The following is a 15712-nucleotide window of genomic DNA, read 5'->3' on the forward strand; positions in this document are numbered from 1 at the left end:
CTTATCTCCGGGCCGCGCGCGTCAGAAGCTGATCGAGAAGCGCAAGCGCCAGATCGATCTCTTCGCGGGTGATGAGCAGGTTCGGAGCAAACGTGATGACGTTCTTGTGGTAGCCGCCGACGTCAAGCACGAGGCCATAGGTCCTGCCGCCGACTTGAAGGTCGCCCTTCATGCCTTCGTCGCACATCCAGTCCAACGTCGCCTTGTCCGGCGTGTAGCTGTCGTCCTTGCAGATTTCCATGCGCAGGGCGAGACCGAGACCATCGACCTCGCCGACGGTGGCGTGGCGCTTCTGCAGCTGCTTCAGCCCGTCGAGGAAATGCGCGCCCTTTTCCATGATCGCAGCGCCGAAATCCTGCTCCTCCAGCATCTTCATGGTTTCGAGCGCAACGGCAGTCCCCATCGGGTTGCTGGCGAAGGTCGAATGCGTGGAGCCGGGCGGGAAGATCTCCGGATTGATCATTTCTTCGCGAGCCCAGACGCCGGAAAGCGGGTTGAGGCCGTTAGTGATCGCCTTGCCGAAGATCAGCGCATCCGGCGAAACGCCGAAATGCTCGATCGACCAGAGCTTACCGGTGCGGTAGACGCCCATCTGGATTTCGTCGACGACGAGCAGGATGCCGTGATCATCGAGCACCTTCTTCAGTTCGACGAAGAAGTTCATCGGCGGAATGACATAGCCGCCCGTGCCCTGGATCGGCTCGATATAGAAGGCCGCGTATTCGGACTTTCCGGCCTTCGGGTCCCAGACGCCGTTATATTCGCTCTCGAACAGGCGGGCGAACTTCTGGACGCAGTAATGTCCGTATTCTTCCTTCGACATGCCCTTCGGGCCGCGGAAGTAATAGGGGAATTCAACGAATTGGGCGCGATCGCCGAAATGGCCGTAGCGGCGGCGATAGCGATAGCTCGAGGTGATCGCCGAAGCGCCGAGCGTACGGCCGTGATAGCCGCCTTCGAAGGCGAACATCAGGCTCTTGCCGCCGGTGTAATTGCGCACGAGCTTCAGTGAATCCTCGACGGCCTGCGAGCCGCCGACGTTGAAATGAACGCGGCCCTTGTGACCGAACTTGCGTTCCGCATCCTGGGCGATCATCGCCGCAAGCTCCACCTTTTCGCGGTGCAGATATTGCGAGGCGACCTGCGGGAGACGATCGAGCTGGCGGTGCGCGGCCTCGTTCAGGCGCTCGTTGCGATAGCCGAAATTGACGGCAGAGTACCACATCTGCAGATCAAGGAACGGCGTCCCGGTCCGATCGTAGACATAGGAGCCTTCGCATTCTTCGAAGAATTTCGGCTTGTCCATATAGTGAACCGTGTCGCCATGGGAGCAATAGATCTCCTCAAGCGCGCGCAATTCCTCTTCGGAGCGGACGGACTCGGTCTCACCGCTGAAGGCTTCGGCTACATTCGTTTTCATTCAATGCCTCTCGGTCTGTTTTACGCTGTCTTGAAATGCGGCAGCGTACGGGAGCGTCGCTCGACGCTCGGGAGAACGGCTTCCATCTTTGGAAGCAGGTCGGAAAAATCTGCAAAACCGACATAGGGAATGCCGTTTTCCTCGCAGTAATCGACAAGCTTGGCCTTGGCGAAAACGAGGTCGACCTTGTCGGAAACGCAGAAGTCGCTTCGCCCGTCGCCGATGTAGACCTGAAGGTCGTTGCTATCGACGACGCGGCATTTGCAGACACCGGCGCCGGATACGCAGCCGGTCGCCGTAAACGGCGGAAACAGCGAATAGGATTCGCGGCCCTGGGAAACGCTGCAGGTCAGCACATTGGCGACGATCGGCAGGCCCTCGATGCCATGACGCGCCAGGATGCGCCGGATAAAATAATCCACACCATCGCTGACGATCGTGACAGGTAATTCACCGCGACGGCAGAAGGACAGGAAAGCCTCGAAACCGGGATCGATCGCCAGCGTATCGAGAAACCGGTCAAGCTCCCCTCTGTTTGCTTCGATGAGAGCGATCTGCCGGCGCATGCATTCGCCGGAGCCGATCTGCCCCTGCTTCCACAATTGCTCGATATCTTCCCACTCGGAACCGGCGAAACGGGTTAGCACCATATCCGTCGCGTCTTCGATGGATATGGTTCCATCAAAATCGCAAAACACCTGCATGAAATACCCCTTCGCCTTATCTTAAGTTGCGTCTAACAACCTCAGATGAGCCGGGCATGAGCGGAAAATGATGCGAAAATGAAAAACGACGAGGCCGTCAGTTTTAGCTGAGCGGCAATCTCAAATCGACTTGGAGACCGCTACCCAGACGGGAAGAAGAGAGATCGACGGTTGCCGAAAGGCGGTCCGCAGTATCCGCGACGATGGCAAGCCCAAGTCCCGCCCCTTCAGTATGCAGCGTATGGAGGCGGTAGAAGCGTTGGAACACCGCTTCCCTTTCATGCGGCGGAATGCCGGGGCCGCTATCGCTGATGGAAATGCAGGCAAAGCCACCCTCCGAGGCGATAGAAACTTTAATTTCCCCTCCCGCAGGCGTGTATTTGATCGCATTGTCGAGCAGATTGGTGACGAGCATGCGCAGCAGCGCCTCATCGGTTCTGACCTGGATAGCCTCATCGCCTTCCAGCACCACGTCGAGCTTTCGGCTGGTGATGATATTGCCGAGCTCGGCAATGAGCGACGCCATCCAGTGATAAAGCTCGATCGACGTGAGATTAAGGGGGTGGTGACTGACCCTGGCGAGCCGCAGCAGCTGTTCGATCAGATGAATGGTGCGGTTGTTGCTGGCCACGAGATCGGAAACGATCGTCTGCCGTTCCTGATCACTGTCGCTGTTTTCGAGCATCCGCAAAAGCAGCTTCACGCTCGCCTGGGGCGTACGCAGCTGATGCGCAGCAAGATCGGAGAAGCGTCGCTCCAGCGTCAGCGACTGGCCGAGCTTTTCCAGCAGCTGGTTGATCGACCTGCCAAGCGGCAGCAGATCGCGCGGCAGCTCTTCGACGGGGATAGCCGAGAGATCATCGGGCGATCTTGTCCGGATCTGCCGTACCAGTCCATGAATCGTGCGCAGGCCGCTATTGATGCCGAGCCAGATGAGAAAGCCGATGACCGGCACCAGCATCAGCAGCGGAAAAAACAGATTGAGGAGAATGTTGGAAACGAGCGTTTCGCGAAGCGCAATCTTTTCGCCGAGTTCGATCACGATGGTCGTGTTCGGGATCGGCAGCGAATAGACGCGCCATTCGTCGCCGCCATAGGTCAGCGTGGTAAAACCCACCTTCTGCTGCGGGACGTCAGAGAGGAAGGCGGTGCTGCTGTAGAAGCGGATATTGCCGTCGACCCAGGCGCGGAACATATGCGCATCGGCATAGTCATCAGCGTCTTCGTTGAAAGCCAGCTGATTGTCCATGTTGAAGTCGATATCGTCGATCTGCTTGGCGCCATGGTCCGGATTCTTCTCCAGCGGCCGGCGCAGCAGGCTCCAGATCACATTGGCATCGTCGATGAGCTGGGCATCGTAGATATTGTTGATCTCCCGCGTCGCGCTGTTGAAGGCGAAGGCGGCGATCACGACGATCGTCACCACGACGACAGGCGCGATGCGCAGAAATAGCTTGCGGGTAAGCGTGGAATTGTTCATCGCTCGATCATATAGCCGACGCCGCGGATCGACTTGATGAAATCGGTGCCGAGCTTCTTGCGCAGATTGTAGATCGTCACTTCGATCGTATTGCTCTCGACGGTGTTTTCCGCGTCATAGAGCGCATATTCGATATCGTTCTTTGTCACGTACCGGCCGCTGCGCTCCATGAGCAGCTTCAGGAGATGAAATTCTTTCGCCGTGGTATGGACCTGCACATTGTCCTTGCGAGCCACCATGGCCGAGGGGTCGACCTCCACGTCGCCGCAGCGGATGACGCTTTCGGTCCGCCCGTCACGTCGGCGGATGAGCGCGCGCAGCCGCGCCAGCAGCTCGTCGAGATCGAACGGCTTGACCAGATAGTCGTCGGCGCCCTCATCCAGACCCTCGACCTTCTGGCGCACGGAATCCATCGCCGTCAGCAGCAGCACGGGAACGGAATTTCCCCGCTGCCGGATGCGCCGCAACACCTCCATGCCGCTTAGCTGCGGCAGATTGATATCGAGCACGATCGCCGCAAAATGCGAATGCGCCGCCGCTTCGAGGCCGGATTCGCCGTCGCGCATCCAGTCGACGCCATAGGCATGCTTTTCCAGCGCCTTCTTCAGCGATGAGCCGAGGATATTGTCGTCTTCAACAAGCAGAACGCGCACGGCCGACCTCACGTAGCGGTGTATTCCATAGTGGATGTGAGCCGCAATTGGAGCGGCCATGTGGCAAAGCTATGACGGATATTTTGCACCTGGCAAGAGCCTCGGGAAGAGACGGCGTTCCTGCCGGTGGCTCGGAGGCACGGTTTTGCGCCGAATATGGCCTCATTGCTGCGTCGCCATCAGGCATTCTGCAAGACAGATTGCAGCTGGCGTGCTCTCCTGCGGCTGCAATATCCCTATCTCGCGATAAAACCCTGGTTCGGATAAGGGCACCATGCGGATCGGCGCCACCGGAGGAGGGCTGCCGTCGACAACAGGCAGAAGCGCCACCCCGAGCCCATGCCCGACCAATGCGGCAATCCCGGCGATGTCGTCGACCTCCACCGATTCACGCGGAACGATCGAATGCGACCGCAGGAAGCGGTCGACCTGCCGCCCTCCAAAAGAGCTGCGATCATAGCGGATGAAGGGCTGCTCGCGCAGCAGCGTCCGCCAATCATTGCCCTGCAGCTTTTCGGGAACCGCAAGCACGTAGGGCTCGCGCACCAGGGGCCGCCAGATGAGATTCTTGGGCAGGCCGAAGGGTGGTTCGATGAGCACGGCAAGATCGAGTTCGCCGGCATCGAGCAGATCGAGCAAATGCAGAGAGACCCCTGGGACAATGCGGAGATGATGATTTGCGAATCGCAGACGGAAGGGGCCGAGAGCGCGGGCAAGCAGCGCCGATTGAACGGAAGCGATTGCGCCGACGCGCAGCTCACCGCCCGAAGCCTCGTCGACGGGATCGGCAATGTGCTCGAACATCGCGATAATGCTCTTGGCGCGCTCAAGCGTTCTAAGCCCGGCAGCATTCAGTGTCGCGGAGCGGCCGGTCCGCTCGAACAATTTAACGCCAAGCCTTTCCTCGAGCCGCTTCATCTGTCCGCTGACCGCGGCTTGAGTCAGGCCGATCCGGTCCCCCGCCGCAGCAAACGTTCCAAAGCGGGCGATAGCCACAAGGGTTTGTAGTTCCGCAATCATGATTCATAATTTTTCCTGTATCTCAACATCACGATATACCATTTTTCATAGAGAAAAATGTATCTTATTCATCTCTGCATCACTTCGCTTCTTGGAGACGATCATGAGCGCAGCACCGCTTCATCCCTTCCACCTCGCATTTCCGGTCAATGATCTCGCTGCGGCGAGAGCCTTCTATGGCGGCCTTCTCGGTTGCCCCGAAGGCCGCAGTTCGCCTGACTGGATCGATTTCAACTTTTACGGCCATCAGATCGTCACCCATCTGGCGCCGGGTGAAACGACCGACGTGGCAGCAAATGCCGTCGATGGCCATGGCGTTCCGGTACGCCATTTCGGCGTCGTTCTGTCGATGGAGGAATGGGAGGCCGCCGCCGAGAAGCTGACGAAAGCCAACATCGAATTCGTCATCAAGCCCTATATCCGCTTCCGGGGCGAGCCGGGAGAACAGGCGACCATGTTCTTCAAGGACCCGAGCGGCAATGCCATCGAGATGAAGGCTTTCGCCGACATCAACAGCCTCTTCGCCAAATAGAGATCAAGCCGGCGACATGAGCGGCCGCCACGGTGGAAACCCGCCGGTCGGGAAATGTTCGTGTCGCCGGCGAACCTCTAGGCTGCCGTGACGCCGCTCGCAGCGGCATCCTTGTGTATCGCCCGCAGCTTTCGCATGGACGCTTCCAGCACGTCGAAAATCCGCGTATCGGCCGATTGTGCAACGTTGAACCGCATGAAACGGCCAGCCGTCTCCGACAGGCTGAAGACATTGCCGGGCGCGAGGATAACGCCTTCCGCGAGGCAAGCACGGGCAAGATCGGCGGCATCAAGCCCTTCCGGAAGCCTGCACCAGAGAAACATGCCCGCATGCGGCTTGAGCCATGGGCTGATACCAATCGCTTCCAGCCGGGCCGCAACCTCGTCCATCGCCTTTGCAAGCCGGACGCGCAGCGCCTCGACATGCTTGCGATAACTTCCATCCTTCAGCGCGAGATAGACGAGTTCGGCCGACACTTGCCCGCAGCTGAAGCTGCTGGCGACCTTGAGATCGACGAGATCGTCGATCCACTCGGGCTTCGCGGCGATGAAGCCGCAGCGGATGGAGGCCGAAAGCGTTTTCGAGAAACTGCCGATATGGATCACCCGGTCCAGCCCGTCATAGGCGGCCAGACGCGGCGCTGGCACCTGCTCGAAATCGGCGAAAATATCATCCTCGATGATGATGAGCCCGGAAGCATCGGCCAGCTTCAGCAGCCGATGCGCCGTGACGGGGGAAAGCGCCGCGCCAGTCGGATTGTGAATGGCGGAGTTGGTGATGTAGAGCCGCGGTTTGTGCCGTTCGAGCACCTGGCCGAACAGCTCGACATCCGGCCCCGTCGGTGTGAAAGGCACGGAAACGACTTTGGCGCGATGCGCGCGCAGCAGTGCATGGAAATTGAAGTAGCAGGGATCGTCGACCACGACGGTATCGCCGGGTTCCAGCAGGAATCGGCAGAGAAGATCGATCGCCTGCGTGCCCGATTCCGTCAGCATGATCTGATCAGGCGGCACGTTGATTCCATGCTCGCCCAGGCGGCGGGCAAGCAGCTGCCGCAATGGCGGCAGGCCGAGCGGTGTCCCGTAGTTCGCAAGCACTCCGATATCGCCGCGCGCTAGTGTGCGCATCGCCTTGCGCAAGGCCGCCTGCGGCAGCCATGAAGGCGGCAGCCAGCCGCAGCCTGGTTTCAGCGCGTCGTCGCCGACTTCGAGCGATTGCCGCGAGATCCACAGCGGATCGACATTGCGGCCCGATTTCGCCCCGGTTTCGGAGAGCGATAGGGGCGGCAGCGGCCCGCAGACATAAAAGCCGGATCCCGGCCGCGAGCGGATCACCCCCTCGGCCGCAAGCCGTTCATAGGCCTCCACAACGGTCGAAACCGACACCTGCATCGTCTTGGAAAAGCTGCGCACGGAGGGAAGCCGCGCGCCGGGCACAAGGCTGCGCGCAGCGATGCGCTCTGATATCGCCGCCATCACGCCTTCTATCCGGGTCGTGCCGGCAGCGCCGATCATCGAGAGATTACCCATCCGTACTGCACCTTCAACCATAACAGTTCTCGCAGATTGTACTGTACCGTCACTGGTTCGGCCAGACAAATGCGCCGATACCGGCGAATATCACGAAGGAGCATGCGCCATGGACAAGACGACGACGGGATGGATCTACGGTTTGACGGGAGTGGTGATCTTCAGCGGCTCGCTGCCGGCAACGCGCGTGGCCGTCATGGATTTCGACCCTCTCTTCCTGACCGTTGCCCGAGCCGTCATCGCCGGCCTTCTGGGTCTTTGCCTCCTCCTCGCCTTTCGCGAGAAGCGCCCCAGCCGCGGCGACATTGTCTCGCTGACGATCGTCGCCCTCGGCTGCGTCGTCGGCTTTCCGCTCTTGACGGCATTGGCGCTGAAGCATGTCACCTCGGCGCATTCGATCGTCTTCATCGGCCTGCTGCCGCTGGCGACCGCGATCTTCGGCGTGCTGCGCGGCGGCGAACGGCCGCGCCCAGCCTTCTGGATATTCTCCCTCCTCGGCAGCGCGCTGGTCTGCAGCTATGCGCTGGCGCAAGGCGTGTCGGCCTCGCTCACCGGCGATCTCCTGATGCTCGCAGCCGTGATCGTCTGCGGCCTTGGCTATGCCGAGGGTGCCGTGCTCTCGCGCCGGCTGGGCGGCTGGCAGGTCATCTGCTGGGCTCTCGTGCTGTCGCTACCCGTCACCATCGCGCTCTGCCTCATGACCATGCCGCACAGCATTGACGGCATCGGCGGTCCTGCCTGGCTCGGCCTCCTCTATGTCTCGCTTTTCAGCATGCTGATCGGCTTTATCTTCTGGTATCGCGGGCTCGCCCAGGGCGGCATCGCAGCCGTCGGCCAGCTGCAATTCCTGCAGCCCTTCTTCGGCTTCGCACTTGCCGCGGCCCTTCTCAAGGAAAGCGTCAGCTGGTCGATGCTCGTCGTAACCCTCGCCGTCGTCGGCTGCGTCGCCGGAGCGCGAAAATTCGCCCATTGAGGCCGCGGCAAATTAAGGTACTTGATCTTATAAACTGATCAGTCTATTAACAACCAATCAGTTTAGAAGGAGCACACCATGCCGACCCCTCTCGTCCCGCCTTTCACCCGCGAAACCGCAATCGCCAAGGTCCGCATGGCCGAGGATGGCTGGAACAGCCGCGATCCGGAGCGTGTTTCCAAGGTCTATACGGAAGACAGCCAGTGGCGGAACCGTGCCGAATTCCCGCGCGGTCGCAAGGAGATCGTCGAATTCCTGACGCGCAAATGGGCAAAAGAGCTGGACTATCGACTGATCAAGGAACTCTGGGCTTTCGAGGGCAACCACATCGCCGTTCGCTTTGCCTATGAATGGCATGACGACAGCGGCCATTGGTTCCGTTCCTACGGCAACGAGAACTGGGAATTCGATGCAGATGGCCTGATGCAACGCCGTTTCGCCTCCATCAACGACATGCCCATCAGGGAAGAGGACCGGAAATTCCACTGGCCGCTCGGCCGCCGGCCGGACGATCATCCGGGCCTCTCCGACCTCGGCCTTTGAGATGGTGCGCAGCGTCTTCGAAAAATCCGATGCCGTTGCCCTCGTTGCCGAAGTCTTTCGCGAGCTCGGCTACGAGGGCGCGTCGATGAGCGAAATCACCGCCCGTACCAAACTGTCCAAGGGCAGCCTCTATCACTTCTTTCCGGGCGGCAAGGAAGAGATGGCGGCCGAGATCATGGCCAATATCGACGCCTGGTTCGTGACGGAGATGTTCAGGCCGCTCGAAGAGGAAGAGCCGCGCGCCGCCATTGCCCGCATGTGGGAGACAACGGATAGCTATTTCCGCTCCGGCCGTCGCGTCTGCCTGATCGGCGCCTTTGCGCTGGACGAAACGCGCGACCGTTTCTCCGCTGCCATCCGAGGCTACTTTCATCATTGGATCGAGGCGCTTTGTGGCGCGTTGCTCAGGGCCGGCGTGCCGGGTGCCGAGGCGAAAATGCTCGCCGAAGAGGCCGTCATCGGCATTCAGGGCGCGTTGACGCTTGCCAGAGCCCTTGGAGATGAGATGGTGTTTGGTAGAACCTTGGCGCGGCTGAGGCACAGGCTGGAAACTGCCCTCGGCTAAAGCCATTTCATCGACGCGAATCACCGAACTATCGATGCTTCGCCCTTGCCGAATGCGCTCGTGCCATTAGCTATTCCTCCACTTTTGCCAGCGATCTCCGCGAAAATCGCCTGGAAAGGGCATCCACAGCCTCTCGATGTTGGGGATGACGACTTCAACAACCCACTGATATTAAAGAATCCTCCACAAAAGTATGTCATTGTTAATCATCTTTGATTTGCAACTATCCAAGCTCCCATGTTCAGCAGGGAATGGGAGCATCGAGGAGATGGATAGAAGATGCTGCAGCAGGTAAACGAAACCGACGACGCGCTGATCGACCAATTGCAACGCTCGGCGTTCGACTATTTCATGCTCTATACCAATCCGGAAAACGGGCTGGTGGCGGATACGTCGATCAAGACGAGCCATTGCAGCATTGCCGCCGTCGGCTTCGCGCTATCAAGCTACCCGGTCGCCGTCGAGCGCGGCTGGATCAGCCGCGCCGATGCAGCAAAACGGGTACTGGCCGCTCTGGATTTCTTCGCCAACAGCGATCAGGGCACCGAGCGTGGCGCCACCGGCCATCGCGGCTTCTACTATCACTTCCTCTATATGGAAACCGGCAACCGCGCCTGGAACAGCGAACTTTCGACCATCGATACCGGTCTGCTGCTGCTCGGCGTGCTGACAGCGGCAGCCTATTTCACCGGAAACAGCCAGGTCGAGCGCGATCTCCGCAAACAGGCGAAATTCCTCTACGAGCGTTGCGACTGGCATTGGGCGCTGAACAGGGGCCAGACCATCAGCATGGGCTGGAAGCCGGCAAGCGGCTTCCTGCGCTGGCGCTACCAGGGCTATGACGAGGCGATTTTCCTCTATGTGCTGGCGCTGGCCTCGCCCACGCATGCGATTCCGTCCTCCAGCTACGACGCCTTTGCCTCGACCTATACGTGGATGATGTTCAAGGACGCGCCCTTTCTCTATGCCGGGCCGCTGTTCATCCATCTGTTCTCGCATGCCTGGATCGATTTCCGTGACATCCGCGACAAGCACGTCGCCGACAAGGACACGGATTACTTCCGCAATACCCAGGCGGCAATTGCTGTGCAGCGCGATTACACCGAGCGCAATCCCGGCCATTTCGTCGGCTATACGAAGGATATCTGGGGCCTTTCCGCCTGTGACGGGCCGAACCCGACTGGCACCAAACATAGCCTGCGCTATGCCCCGAAAGTCTTCGGTTATGCCGCCCGCGGCGCGCCGCTGGGTCCCGACGACGGCACCATCGCCCCATGGGGACCGCTATCTTGCCTGCCGTTCGACCGCGAAGCGGCGCTCGATGGCACGCGGGCGCTGCTTTCGACCTATCCCAACCTGCTGCTCGACGGCCGCTTTCCCGGCGGCTTCAATCCGAGCGTGAAGGGACCCGGCCCGGAAGGATGGGTGGACGACCGCTCGGTGGCGATCGACCAGGGGCTGCTGGTCATGATGATCGAAAACGCTCGTACCGGCATGATCTGGGACCTGATGCGGCAATCTCCGATCCTCCGCACCGGCCTCGAACGCGCCGGCTTCACCGGCGGCTGGCTGGACGAGAAGAACGCAAAGCCTGCCATCGCTTGATCTGCGGATCGTGATGGCCATCAGGTGCCTCTGTCGACACAGCCACTGCCTGCCTGGCCCCTCACCCTAGCCCTCTCCCCGCAAGCGGGGCGAGGGGACGATCGAGCCAACCAACTATCCTCTCATCAATGCAGCACCCTGTTTTGCGCCATAACTCCCTCGCCCCGCTTGCGGGGAGAGGGCTGGGGTAAGGGGCCGTGTATGAAAGCGCGGCAAACACACACTCACCCGACTAGCACCTTTGACATCTCAAAGCCTCTCGATCGCCGCAATCACCTCATCCTCGACGGTAACCCCCTCCGTCAACGCAAGACGCCGTGAGCTCTGCCCGCGCCGGCCGGGCAGGCGGACGTTCGGATCGCGGGTGATTTCGCCTGCCAGCAAGGCCAGCCGTTGTGCCGTATCCACGGCACTCGTCGCCTCCGGATTGATGGCAATGATCGTGTGCCCGAGCGCCGGCGGAGCACCTTTGTCGTCGAAGAGCGAGGAAGCCTCGAAGGCGTAGTTGGCGCCGGTCAGGCCGGCCGCCAGAATTTCGACCATGAGAGCAAGTGCCGCACCCTTGACATCGCCGGCCGGGACCATCGTCCCAGCCAGAGCCTCTTCGGCATCCGTGGTCGGCCTGCCATCGCGATCGAAAGCCCAGTCCGCGGGGATCGAAGCGCCCTGCTGCCGCGCCGCCATCACCTTGCCGCGCGCTACCTTGGACAGCGCGAGGTCGATGACAACAGGCTCGTCGCCAGGAAGCGGTGCGGCGAAAGCGATCGGGTTGGTGCCGAAAACAGGCGTCTTGCCGCCCCAGGGCGCCATAGAGGCCGGCGCATTGGCGACCATCAGCGCCACCAGCCCCTGATCGGCAAAACGCTCGACCGTCAGGCCCATGACGCCGGCATGATGCGAGCGGCTGATGGCTGCAAGTGCAATCCCCTGCTCGCGGGCGACAGCCGGAAGCTTGGCAACGGCAAGGTCGAGCGCGGGATAGGCATAGCCGTTGCCGGCATCGATGCGCAGCACGGCGGGAGAAGGCCGGCTGAGCTGCGGCTGAGCGAAGCCATCGACCTTACCAACCTTAGCCTGTCCGGCATAGGCAGGCACGCGCCGCAGCCCATGACCACTCTGCCCGGCGGCCTCCGCCGCTACGAGCGCGACCGCCACCGAGCGGGCATTCGCATCACTCACCTTGTTTCGCCGCAGAGCCGCCACAACAAGCGTTTCGGCTTCGGCGAGCGACAAGTGCATGAGACAAGTTCCTGAACAAGATGAGGGGGTAAGGACCTTCTACGCCCTCATCCGCCTCATCGCAACGCAGCAAAGTGCCATTACGCCACGTCGAACTTGACGCCCTGCGCCAGCGGCAGCGTGCGGCCATAATTGATCGTGTTGGTCGCCCGGCGCATATAGGCCTTCCAGGCGTCGGAGCCGGACTCGCGGCCGCCGCCGGTTTCCTTCTCGCCGCCGAATGCGCCGCCGATCTCGGCGCCGGAGGGGCCGAGATTGACATTGGCGATGCCGCAATCCGATCCGCGCGCCGACACGAAAGTCTCTGCTTCCCGCATGTCATTGGTAAAGATCGAGGACGACAGGCCTTGCGGCACGGCATTATGCAGCGCCAGCGCCTTGTCGAAATCGCTGTACTTCATGACATAGAGGATCGGCGCGAAGGTTTCCTGCTCGACCGGACCGGTCTGCTCCGGCATTTCGACGAGAGCCGGGCGAACATAGAAGGCATCGGCTGAACCGTTTTCGATGCGTTCGCCGCCGGTCACCCTGCCGCCGGCCGCCTTTGCGGCGGCAAGGGCCGCCTGCATGCGGTCGAAGGCCTGCTTATCGATCAGCGGACCAACGAGAGTACCGGGCTCAAGGGGATTGCCTATCGTCACAGTACCATAGGCCTTCTGCAGACGCGGCACGAGCTGGTCATAGACGCTGTCATGAACGAAGAGGCGTCGCAGCGTCGTGCAGCGCTGGCCGGCCGTACCCATTGCCGAAAAGGCAACGCCACGCAGGGTGAGATCGAGATCGGCCGTCGGGCAGACGATGGCGGCATTGTTGCCGCCAAGCTCGAGGATGGCGCGGGCGAAACGGCCGGCAAGACGCGGGCCGACCGCCCGGCCCATCGCCGTCGAACCGGTCGCTGAGACCAGCGGCACCTGCGGATGATCGACCAAAAGCTCGCCGAGATCACGGCCGCCGATCAACAGCGTCGAAAGATTGGCCGGCGCCTCGCCGCCCTCGGCGACATAGCGCTTCAGTGCCTTTTCAAACAGAGCCTGTACGGCAAGCGCCGTCAGCGGCGTCTTTTCCGACGGTTTCCAGATGGTGGAATTGCCGCAGACAATGGCAAGCGCCGCATTCCATGACCAGACGGCGACGGGGAAATTGAAGGCCGAGATGATGCCGATCGCCCCCAGCGGATGCCAGCTTTCCATCATGCGGTGCTCGGAGCGCTCGGTGGCAATGGTGAGGCCATAAAGCTGGCGCGAGAGACCGACGGCGAAATCGCAGATATCGATCATCTCCTGCACTTCGCCAAGACCTTCGGAGGTGATCTTGCCCACTTCAATCGAGACGAGACGACCGAGGGCCGCCTTGCCGGCGCGCAGCTCTTCGCCGAGTAGACGGATCAGCTCGCCGCGCTTCGGCGCCGGCACATTGCGCCAGGCAAGAAACGCCGCGTGCGCCGCCTCGATTGCCGCCTTCGCCTCACCGGCCGAATGCTCCTTCAGCCGGCCGATTTCGGCGCCGGTCACAGGAGAGGTGACGGCAAGCGTTCCGCCGATGTAGCGATCGGCCGATACGCCGAACTCCGTCAATATTGACTTGGTTTCGGCGGCAAGATCTGATGTCGCGGTCATCTTGTTTCCTCTTCCCGTAATGCCGGTTCGATTATTTCACACCCGGGCGCCGACGAAATGCGCGGCCTGGGCGCCCGCCTCGTACCACATTTCCTTTGCCGCCCTGAAGCTCGGCTCGACGATATCGGTCACCGGCAGCGGCAGATCGGCCTCGGAAATCTGCCCGAGAATATGGCTGGCAAGCACCTTGCCGAACACCGTGCCCGGCGCAATGCCGCGGCCATTATAGCCGGAGAAACCGATGACATTCCGATCCAGCTTGTGGAAGCGAGGCAGCGCATTGTCGGTCATGCCGATCTTGCCATACCATTCGCATTCGAAGGGAATGTCACCGAGCTGCGGAAAGAGCTTTTTGATCGACCGTCGAGCCCAGTTCTTGTGGATGGCAAGGCCGGTATTGCGCAGCGCACCGACGCTGCCGAAAACGAGCCGGCCGGCCTGATCCATGCGGAAGGACGACAGCACTTCTTTCGTATCCCAAGCCCCTTCGCGTCCGGGCAGCACGGATTTGCGCAAGTTGTCGCCGAGGGGGACGGTGGCGAAATTGAAATAGGGCAGATGCACCTGTTCGTTCCGCACCATTTCCCAGGGACCGGTGCTATAGGCGTCCGTGGCCACCACGATCCAGTCGGCGCTGACCTTGCCGCCATCGGTCGAAACCAGCCATTTCGCACCACTTCTTTCCGTCGATGTCACGCGGCTGCCGGTGTGAATGGTAACGCCGGCTTTGACTACGGCATGGGCAAGGCCGCGCGCATAGGCAAGCGGCTGCAGCGTGCCGGCGCGCATGTCCAGCAGTGCCCCCGCATAGGCCGAGCTGCCGACGCGACGCTCCGTCTCCCGTGCATCCAGCACCGTGACCGGCGCGCCGCGCTTTCCCCATTGCCGGGCGCGCTCCTCGATTTCCTTCAAACCCTCTGGCCCGACGGCGCAATGCAGCGTTCCGTTGCGTTCAAGCTCACAGGCGATCCCGTGTTTGTCGATCAATTCCATCACCAGCTTCGGCCCGTTGCCGAGCAGATCGAGCAGCCGCTCGCCGTGAACGACACCAAGCTCGCCCGGCAGATCGTCCGGCATCACCCACATGCCGGCATTGATGAGTCCGACGTTGCGCCCCGCTCCGCCAAAGCCGATTTCATTGGCTTCCAGCAGCACGACGCTGGTGCCGGCTTCCGCCAGATGAAGCGCCGTCGAAAGACCGGTATAGCCGCCCCCGACCACCACGACATCGGCGGAGACATCGCCGGAAAGTGGCTTCGTTGCTGGCGGCGAGGGGGCGGTCTTTTCCCAGAGACCATGGGAGCGTGGGTCGTTCAGCATGAAATCGGTCCAATCGACAGAGATAATCGCGCCAATCTAGCGCTACGCGCGAAGTTGCGGAAGCGGCAAGAGCGACATCCGATGGACATGGCATGATGCCAAAAAATCATCGGTTCTGGAGAAAAACTTGCATGGCGGCGGCGCTTTCGACCATGATAGAGAAAAAGCCGATCGCCATCGCGGTCGCAGGCAAAAGCAGGACAACCTCATGAAGCCCATTTTCGTTCAGCTCCAATGCGCCCCCGGCAAAACCTATGAGGTTGCCGATGCCATCTATCAAACGGAGCTGGTTTCGGAACTGTATTCCACCAGCGGCGATTACGACCTGCTGATGAAGGTCTACATTGCCGAAGAGCAGGATATCGGCAAATTCATCAACGACCACATCGCCAATATTCCGGGCATCGTCCGCTCGCTGACGACGCTAACCTTCCGAGCGTTTTGAGAGGTGCGGACTTCGGGTCGCAATACATCATCGCATTGGAAATTGCCCCTCACCCCAGCCCTCTCCCC

Annotated in this window: 15 protein-coding genes; 6 read left to right on the forward strand and 9 right to left on the reverse strand. The window is 60.9% G+C overall.

The window, feature by feature from the left end:
• Position 1: 1 nt before the first annotated feature.
• The 5 genes from AC13RE_RS15440 to AC13RE_RS15460 form a co-directional block, all read right to left on the reverse strand.
• Positions 2 to 1420 carry an aspartate aminotransferase family protein gene (locus tag AC13RE_RS15440; protein WP_015341518.1) on the reverse strand — a complete coding sequence of 473 codons (1419 nt, stop codon included), beginning with the start codon at positions 1418 to 1420 and terminating at the stop codon, positions 2 to 4.
• Positions 1421 to 1440: 20 nt separating this feature from the next.
• Positions 1441 to 2124: an MtnX-like HAD-IB family phosphatase gene (locus AC13RE_RS15445; protein ID WP_015341519.1), complete on the reverse strand. Its 684-nt coding sequence runs from the start codon at positions 2122 to 2124 to the stop codon at positions 1441 to 1443.
• Between the two features lie 103 nt (positions 2125 to 2227).
• Positions 2228 to 3604 carry a sensor histidine kinase gene (locus AC13RE_RS15450; RefSeq protein WP_488563574.1) on the reverse strand — a complete coding sequence of 459 codons (1377 nt, stop codon included), beginning with the start codon at positions 3602 to 3604 and terminating at the stop codon, positions 2228 to 2230.
• The gene (locus AC13RE_RS15455) at positions 3601 to 4257 is read right to left on the reverse strand and encodes a response regulator transcription factor (protein ID WP_041678005.1); all 657 of its coding nucleotides are present in this window, start codon (positions 4255 to 4257) and stop codon (positions 3601 to 3603) included. Before AC13RE_RS15455 ends, AC13RE_RS15450 begins: the two co-directional genes overlap by 4 nt.
• A 162-nt stretch (positions 4258 to 4419) precedes the next feature.
• Positions 4420 to 5277 carry a LysR family transcriptional regulator gene (locus tag AC13RE_RS15460; RefSeq protein WP_488563575.1) on the reverse strand — a complete coding sequence of 286 codons (858 nt, stop codon included), beginning with the start codon at positions 5275 to 5277 and terminating at the stop codon, positions 4420 to 4422.
• A 103-nt stretch (positions 5278 to 5380) separates the two neighbouring features.
• Between AC13RE_RS15460 and AC13RE_RS15465 the strand changes: the two genes are divergently transcribed.
• On the forward strand, positions 5381 to 5809 hold the full coding sequence (locus AC13RE_RS15465) for a VOC family protein (RefSeq protein ID WP_488563576.1): 429 nt from the start codon (positions 5381 to 5383) through the stop codon (positions 5807 to 5809).
• 77 nt (positions 5810 to 5886) lie between these two features.
• Here AC13RE_RS15465 and AC13RE_RS15470 read toward each other — a convergent pair whose 3' ends face one another.
• Complete coding sequence (locus AC13RE_RS15470) at positions 5887 to 7359, reverse strand: aminotransferase-like domain-containing protein (RefSeq protein WP_488563577.1); 1473 nt, start codon at positions 7357 to 7359, stop codon at positions 5887 to 5889.
• Positions 7360 to 7447: 88 nt separating this feature from the next.
• On the opposite strand from AC13RE_RS15470, the gene AC13RE_RS15475 reads away from it, so the two are divergent.
• The 4 genes from AC13RE_RS15475 (at position 7448) to AC13RE_RS15490 (ending at position 11024) form a co-directional block, all read left to right on the forward strand.
• Positions 7448 to 8311: a DMT family transporter gene (locus tag AC13RE_RS15475; RefSeq protein ID WP_132719988.1), complete on the forward strand. Its 864-nt coding sequence runs from the start codon at positions 7448 to 7450 to the stop codon at positions 8309 to 8311.
• A gap of 78 nt (positions 8312 to 8389) precedes the next feature.
• Positions 8390 to 8854, forward strand: a complete 465-nt coding sequence (locus tag AC13RE_RS15480; protein WP_488563578.1) for a nuclear transport factor 2 family protein — start codon at positions 8390 to 8392, stop codon at positions 8852 to 8854.
• A 1-nt stretch (position 8855) separates the two neighbouring features.
• Entirely contained in the window at positions 8856 to 9419 is a 564-nt protein-coding gene (locus tag AC13RE_RS15485; RefSeq protein ID WP_488484535.1) for a TetR/AcrR family transcriptional regulator, read from the forward strand.
• 279 nt (positions 9420 to 9698) lie between these two features.
• On the forward strand, positions 9699 to 11024 hold the full coding sequence (locus AC13RE_RS15490; protein WP_132719985.1) for a glucoamylase family protein: 1326 nt from the start codon (positions 9699 to 9701) through the stop codon (positions 11022 to 11024).
• A gap of 249 nt (positions 11025 to 11273) precedes the next feature.
• Here the strand turns inward: AC13RE_RS15490 and AC13RE_RS15495 are convergent, their stop codons facing one another.
• From AC13RE_RS15495 to AC13RE_RS15505, 3 genes are all read right to left on the reverse strand, one after another.
• A complete protein-coding gene (locus AC13RE_RS15495; protein ID WP_488563579.1) occupies positions 11274 to 12263 on the reverse strand; it encodes an Ldh family oxidoreductase in 990 nt (329 codons plus the stop codon).
• 80 nt (positions 12264 to 12343) lie between these two features.
• Complete coding sequence (gene amaB / locus AC13RE_RS15500; protein ID WP_488563580.1) at positions 12344 to 13879, reverse strand: L-piperidine-6-carboxylate dehydrogenase; 1536 nt, start codon at positions 13877 to 13879, stop codon at positions 12344 to 12346.
• Between the two features lie 36 nt (positions 13880 to 13915).
• The gene (locus AC13RE_RS15505) at positions 13916 to 15199 is read right to left on the reverse strand and encodes an NAD(P)/FAD-dependent oxidoreductase (RefSeq protein WP_488563581.1); all 1284 of its coding nucleotides are present in this window, start codon (positions 15197 to 15199) and stop codon (positions 13916 to 13918) included.
• Positions 15200 to 15407: 208 nt separating this feature from the next.
• Between AC13RE_RS15505 and AC13RE_RS15510 the strand changes: the two genes are divergently transcribed.
• The gene (locus tag AC13RE_RS15510) at positions 15408 to 15644 is read left to right on the forward strand and encodes an Lrp/AsnC ligand binding domain-containing protein (protein WP_015341532.1); all 237 of its coding nucleotides are present in this window, start codon (positions 15408 to 15410) and stop codon (positions 15642 to 15644) included.
• Positions 15645 to 15712: the final 68 nt, after the last annotated feature.

The sequence above is a fragment of the Martinezella sp. CNPSo 3959 genome (assembly GCF_057784355.1).

Bases quoted from the DNA above. Each gene is read 5' to 3' on its own strand.
- AC13RE_RS15510 (WP_015341532.1), top strand. From the start codon at position 15,408: ATGAAGCCCATTTTCGTTCAGCTCCAATGCGCCCCCGGCAAAACCTAT.
- AC13RE_RS15450 (WP_488563574.1), bottom strand. From the start codon at position 3,604: ATGAACAATTCCACGCTTACCCGCAAGCTATTTCTGCGCATCGCGCCT.
- AC13RE_RS15485 (WP_488484535.1), top strand. From the start codon at position 8,856: ATGGTGCGCAGCGTCTTCGAAAAATCCGATGCCGTTGCCCTCGTTGCC.
- AC13RE_RS15495 (WP_488563579.1), bottom strand. From the start codon at position 12,263: ATGCACTTGTCGCTCGCCGAAGCCGAAACGCTTGTTGTGGCGGCTCTG.
- AC13RE_RS15505 (WP_488563581.1), bottom strand. From the start codon at position 15,199: ATGCTGAACGACCCACGCTCCCATGGTCTCTGGGAAAAGACCGCCCCC.
- AC13RE_RS15475 (WP_132719988.1), top strand. From the start codon at position 7,448: ATGGACAAGACGACGACGGGATGGATCTACGGTTTGACGGGAGTGGTG.
- AC13RE_RS15480 (WP_488563578.1), top strand. From the start codon at position 8,390: ATGCCGACCCCTCTCGTCCCGCCTTTCACCCGCGAAACCGCAATCGCC.
- AC13RE_RS15445 (WP_015341519.1), bottom strand. From the start codon at position 2,124: ATGCAGGTGTTTTGCGATTTTGATGGAACCATATCCATCGAAGACGCG.
- AC13RE_RS15470 (WP_488563577.1), bottom strand. From the start codon at position 7,359: ATGGTTGAAGGTGCAGTACGGATGGGTAATCTCTCGATGATCGGCGCT.
- AC13RE_RS15465 (WP_488563576.1), top strand. From the start codon at position 5,381: ATGAGCGCAGCACCGCTTCATCCCTTCCACCTCGCATTTCCGGTCAAT.
- AC13RE_RS15440 (WP_015341518.1), bottom strand. From the start codon at position 1,420: ATGAAAACGAATGTAGCCGAAGCCTTCAGCGGTGAGACCGAGTCCGTC.
- amaB (WP_488563580.1), bottom strand. From the start codon at position 13,879: ATGACCGCGACATCAGATCTTGCCGCCGAAACCAAGTCAATATTGACG.
- AC13RE_RS15490 (WP_132719985.1), top strand. From the start codon at position 9,699: ATGCTGCAGCAGGTAAACGAAACCGACGACGCGCTGATCGACCAATTG.
- AC13RE_RS15460 (WP_488563575.1), bottom strand. From the start codon at position 5,277: ATGATTGCGGAACTACAAACCCTTGTGGCTATCGCCCGCTTTGGAACG.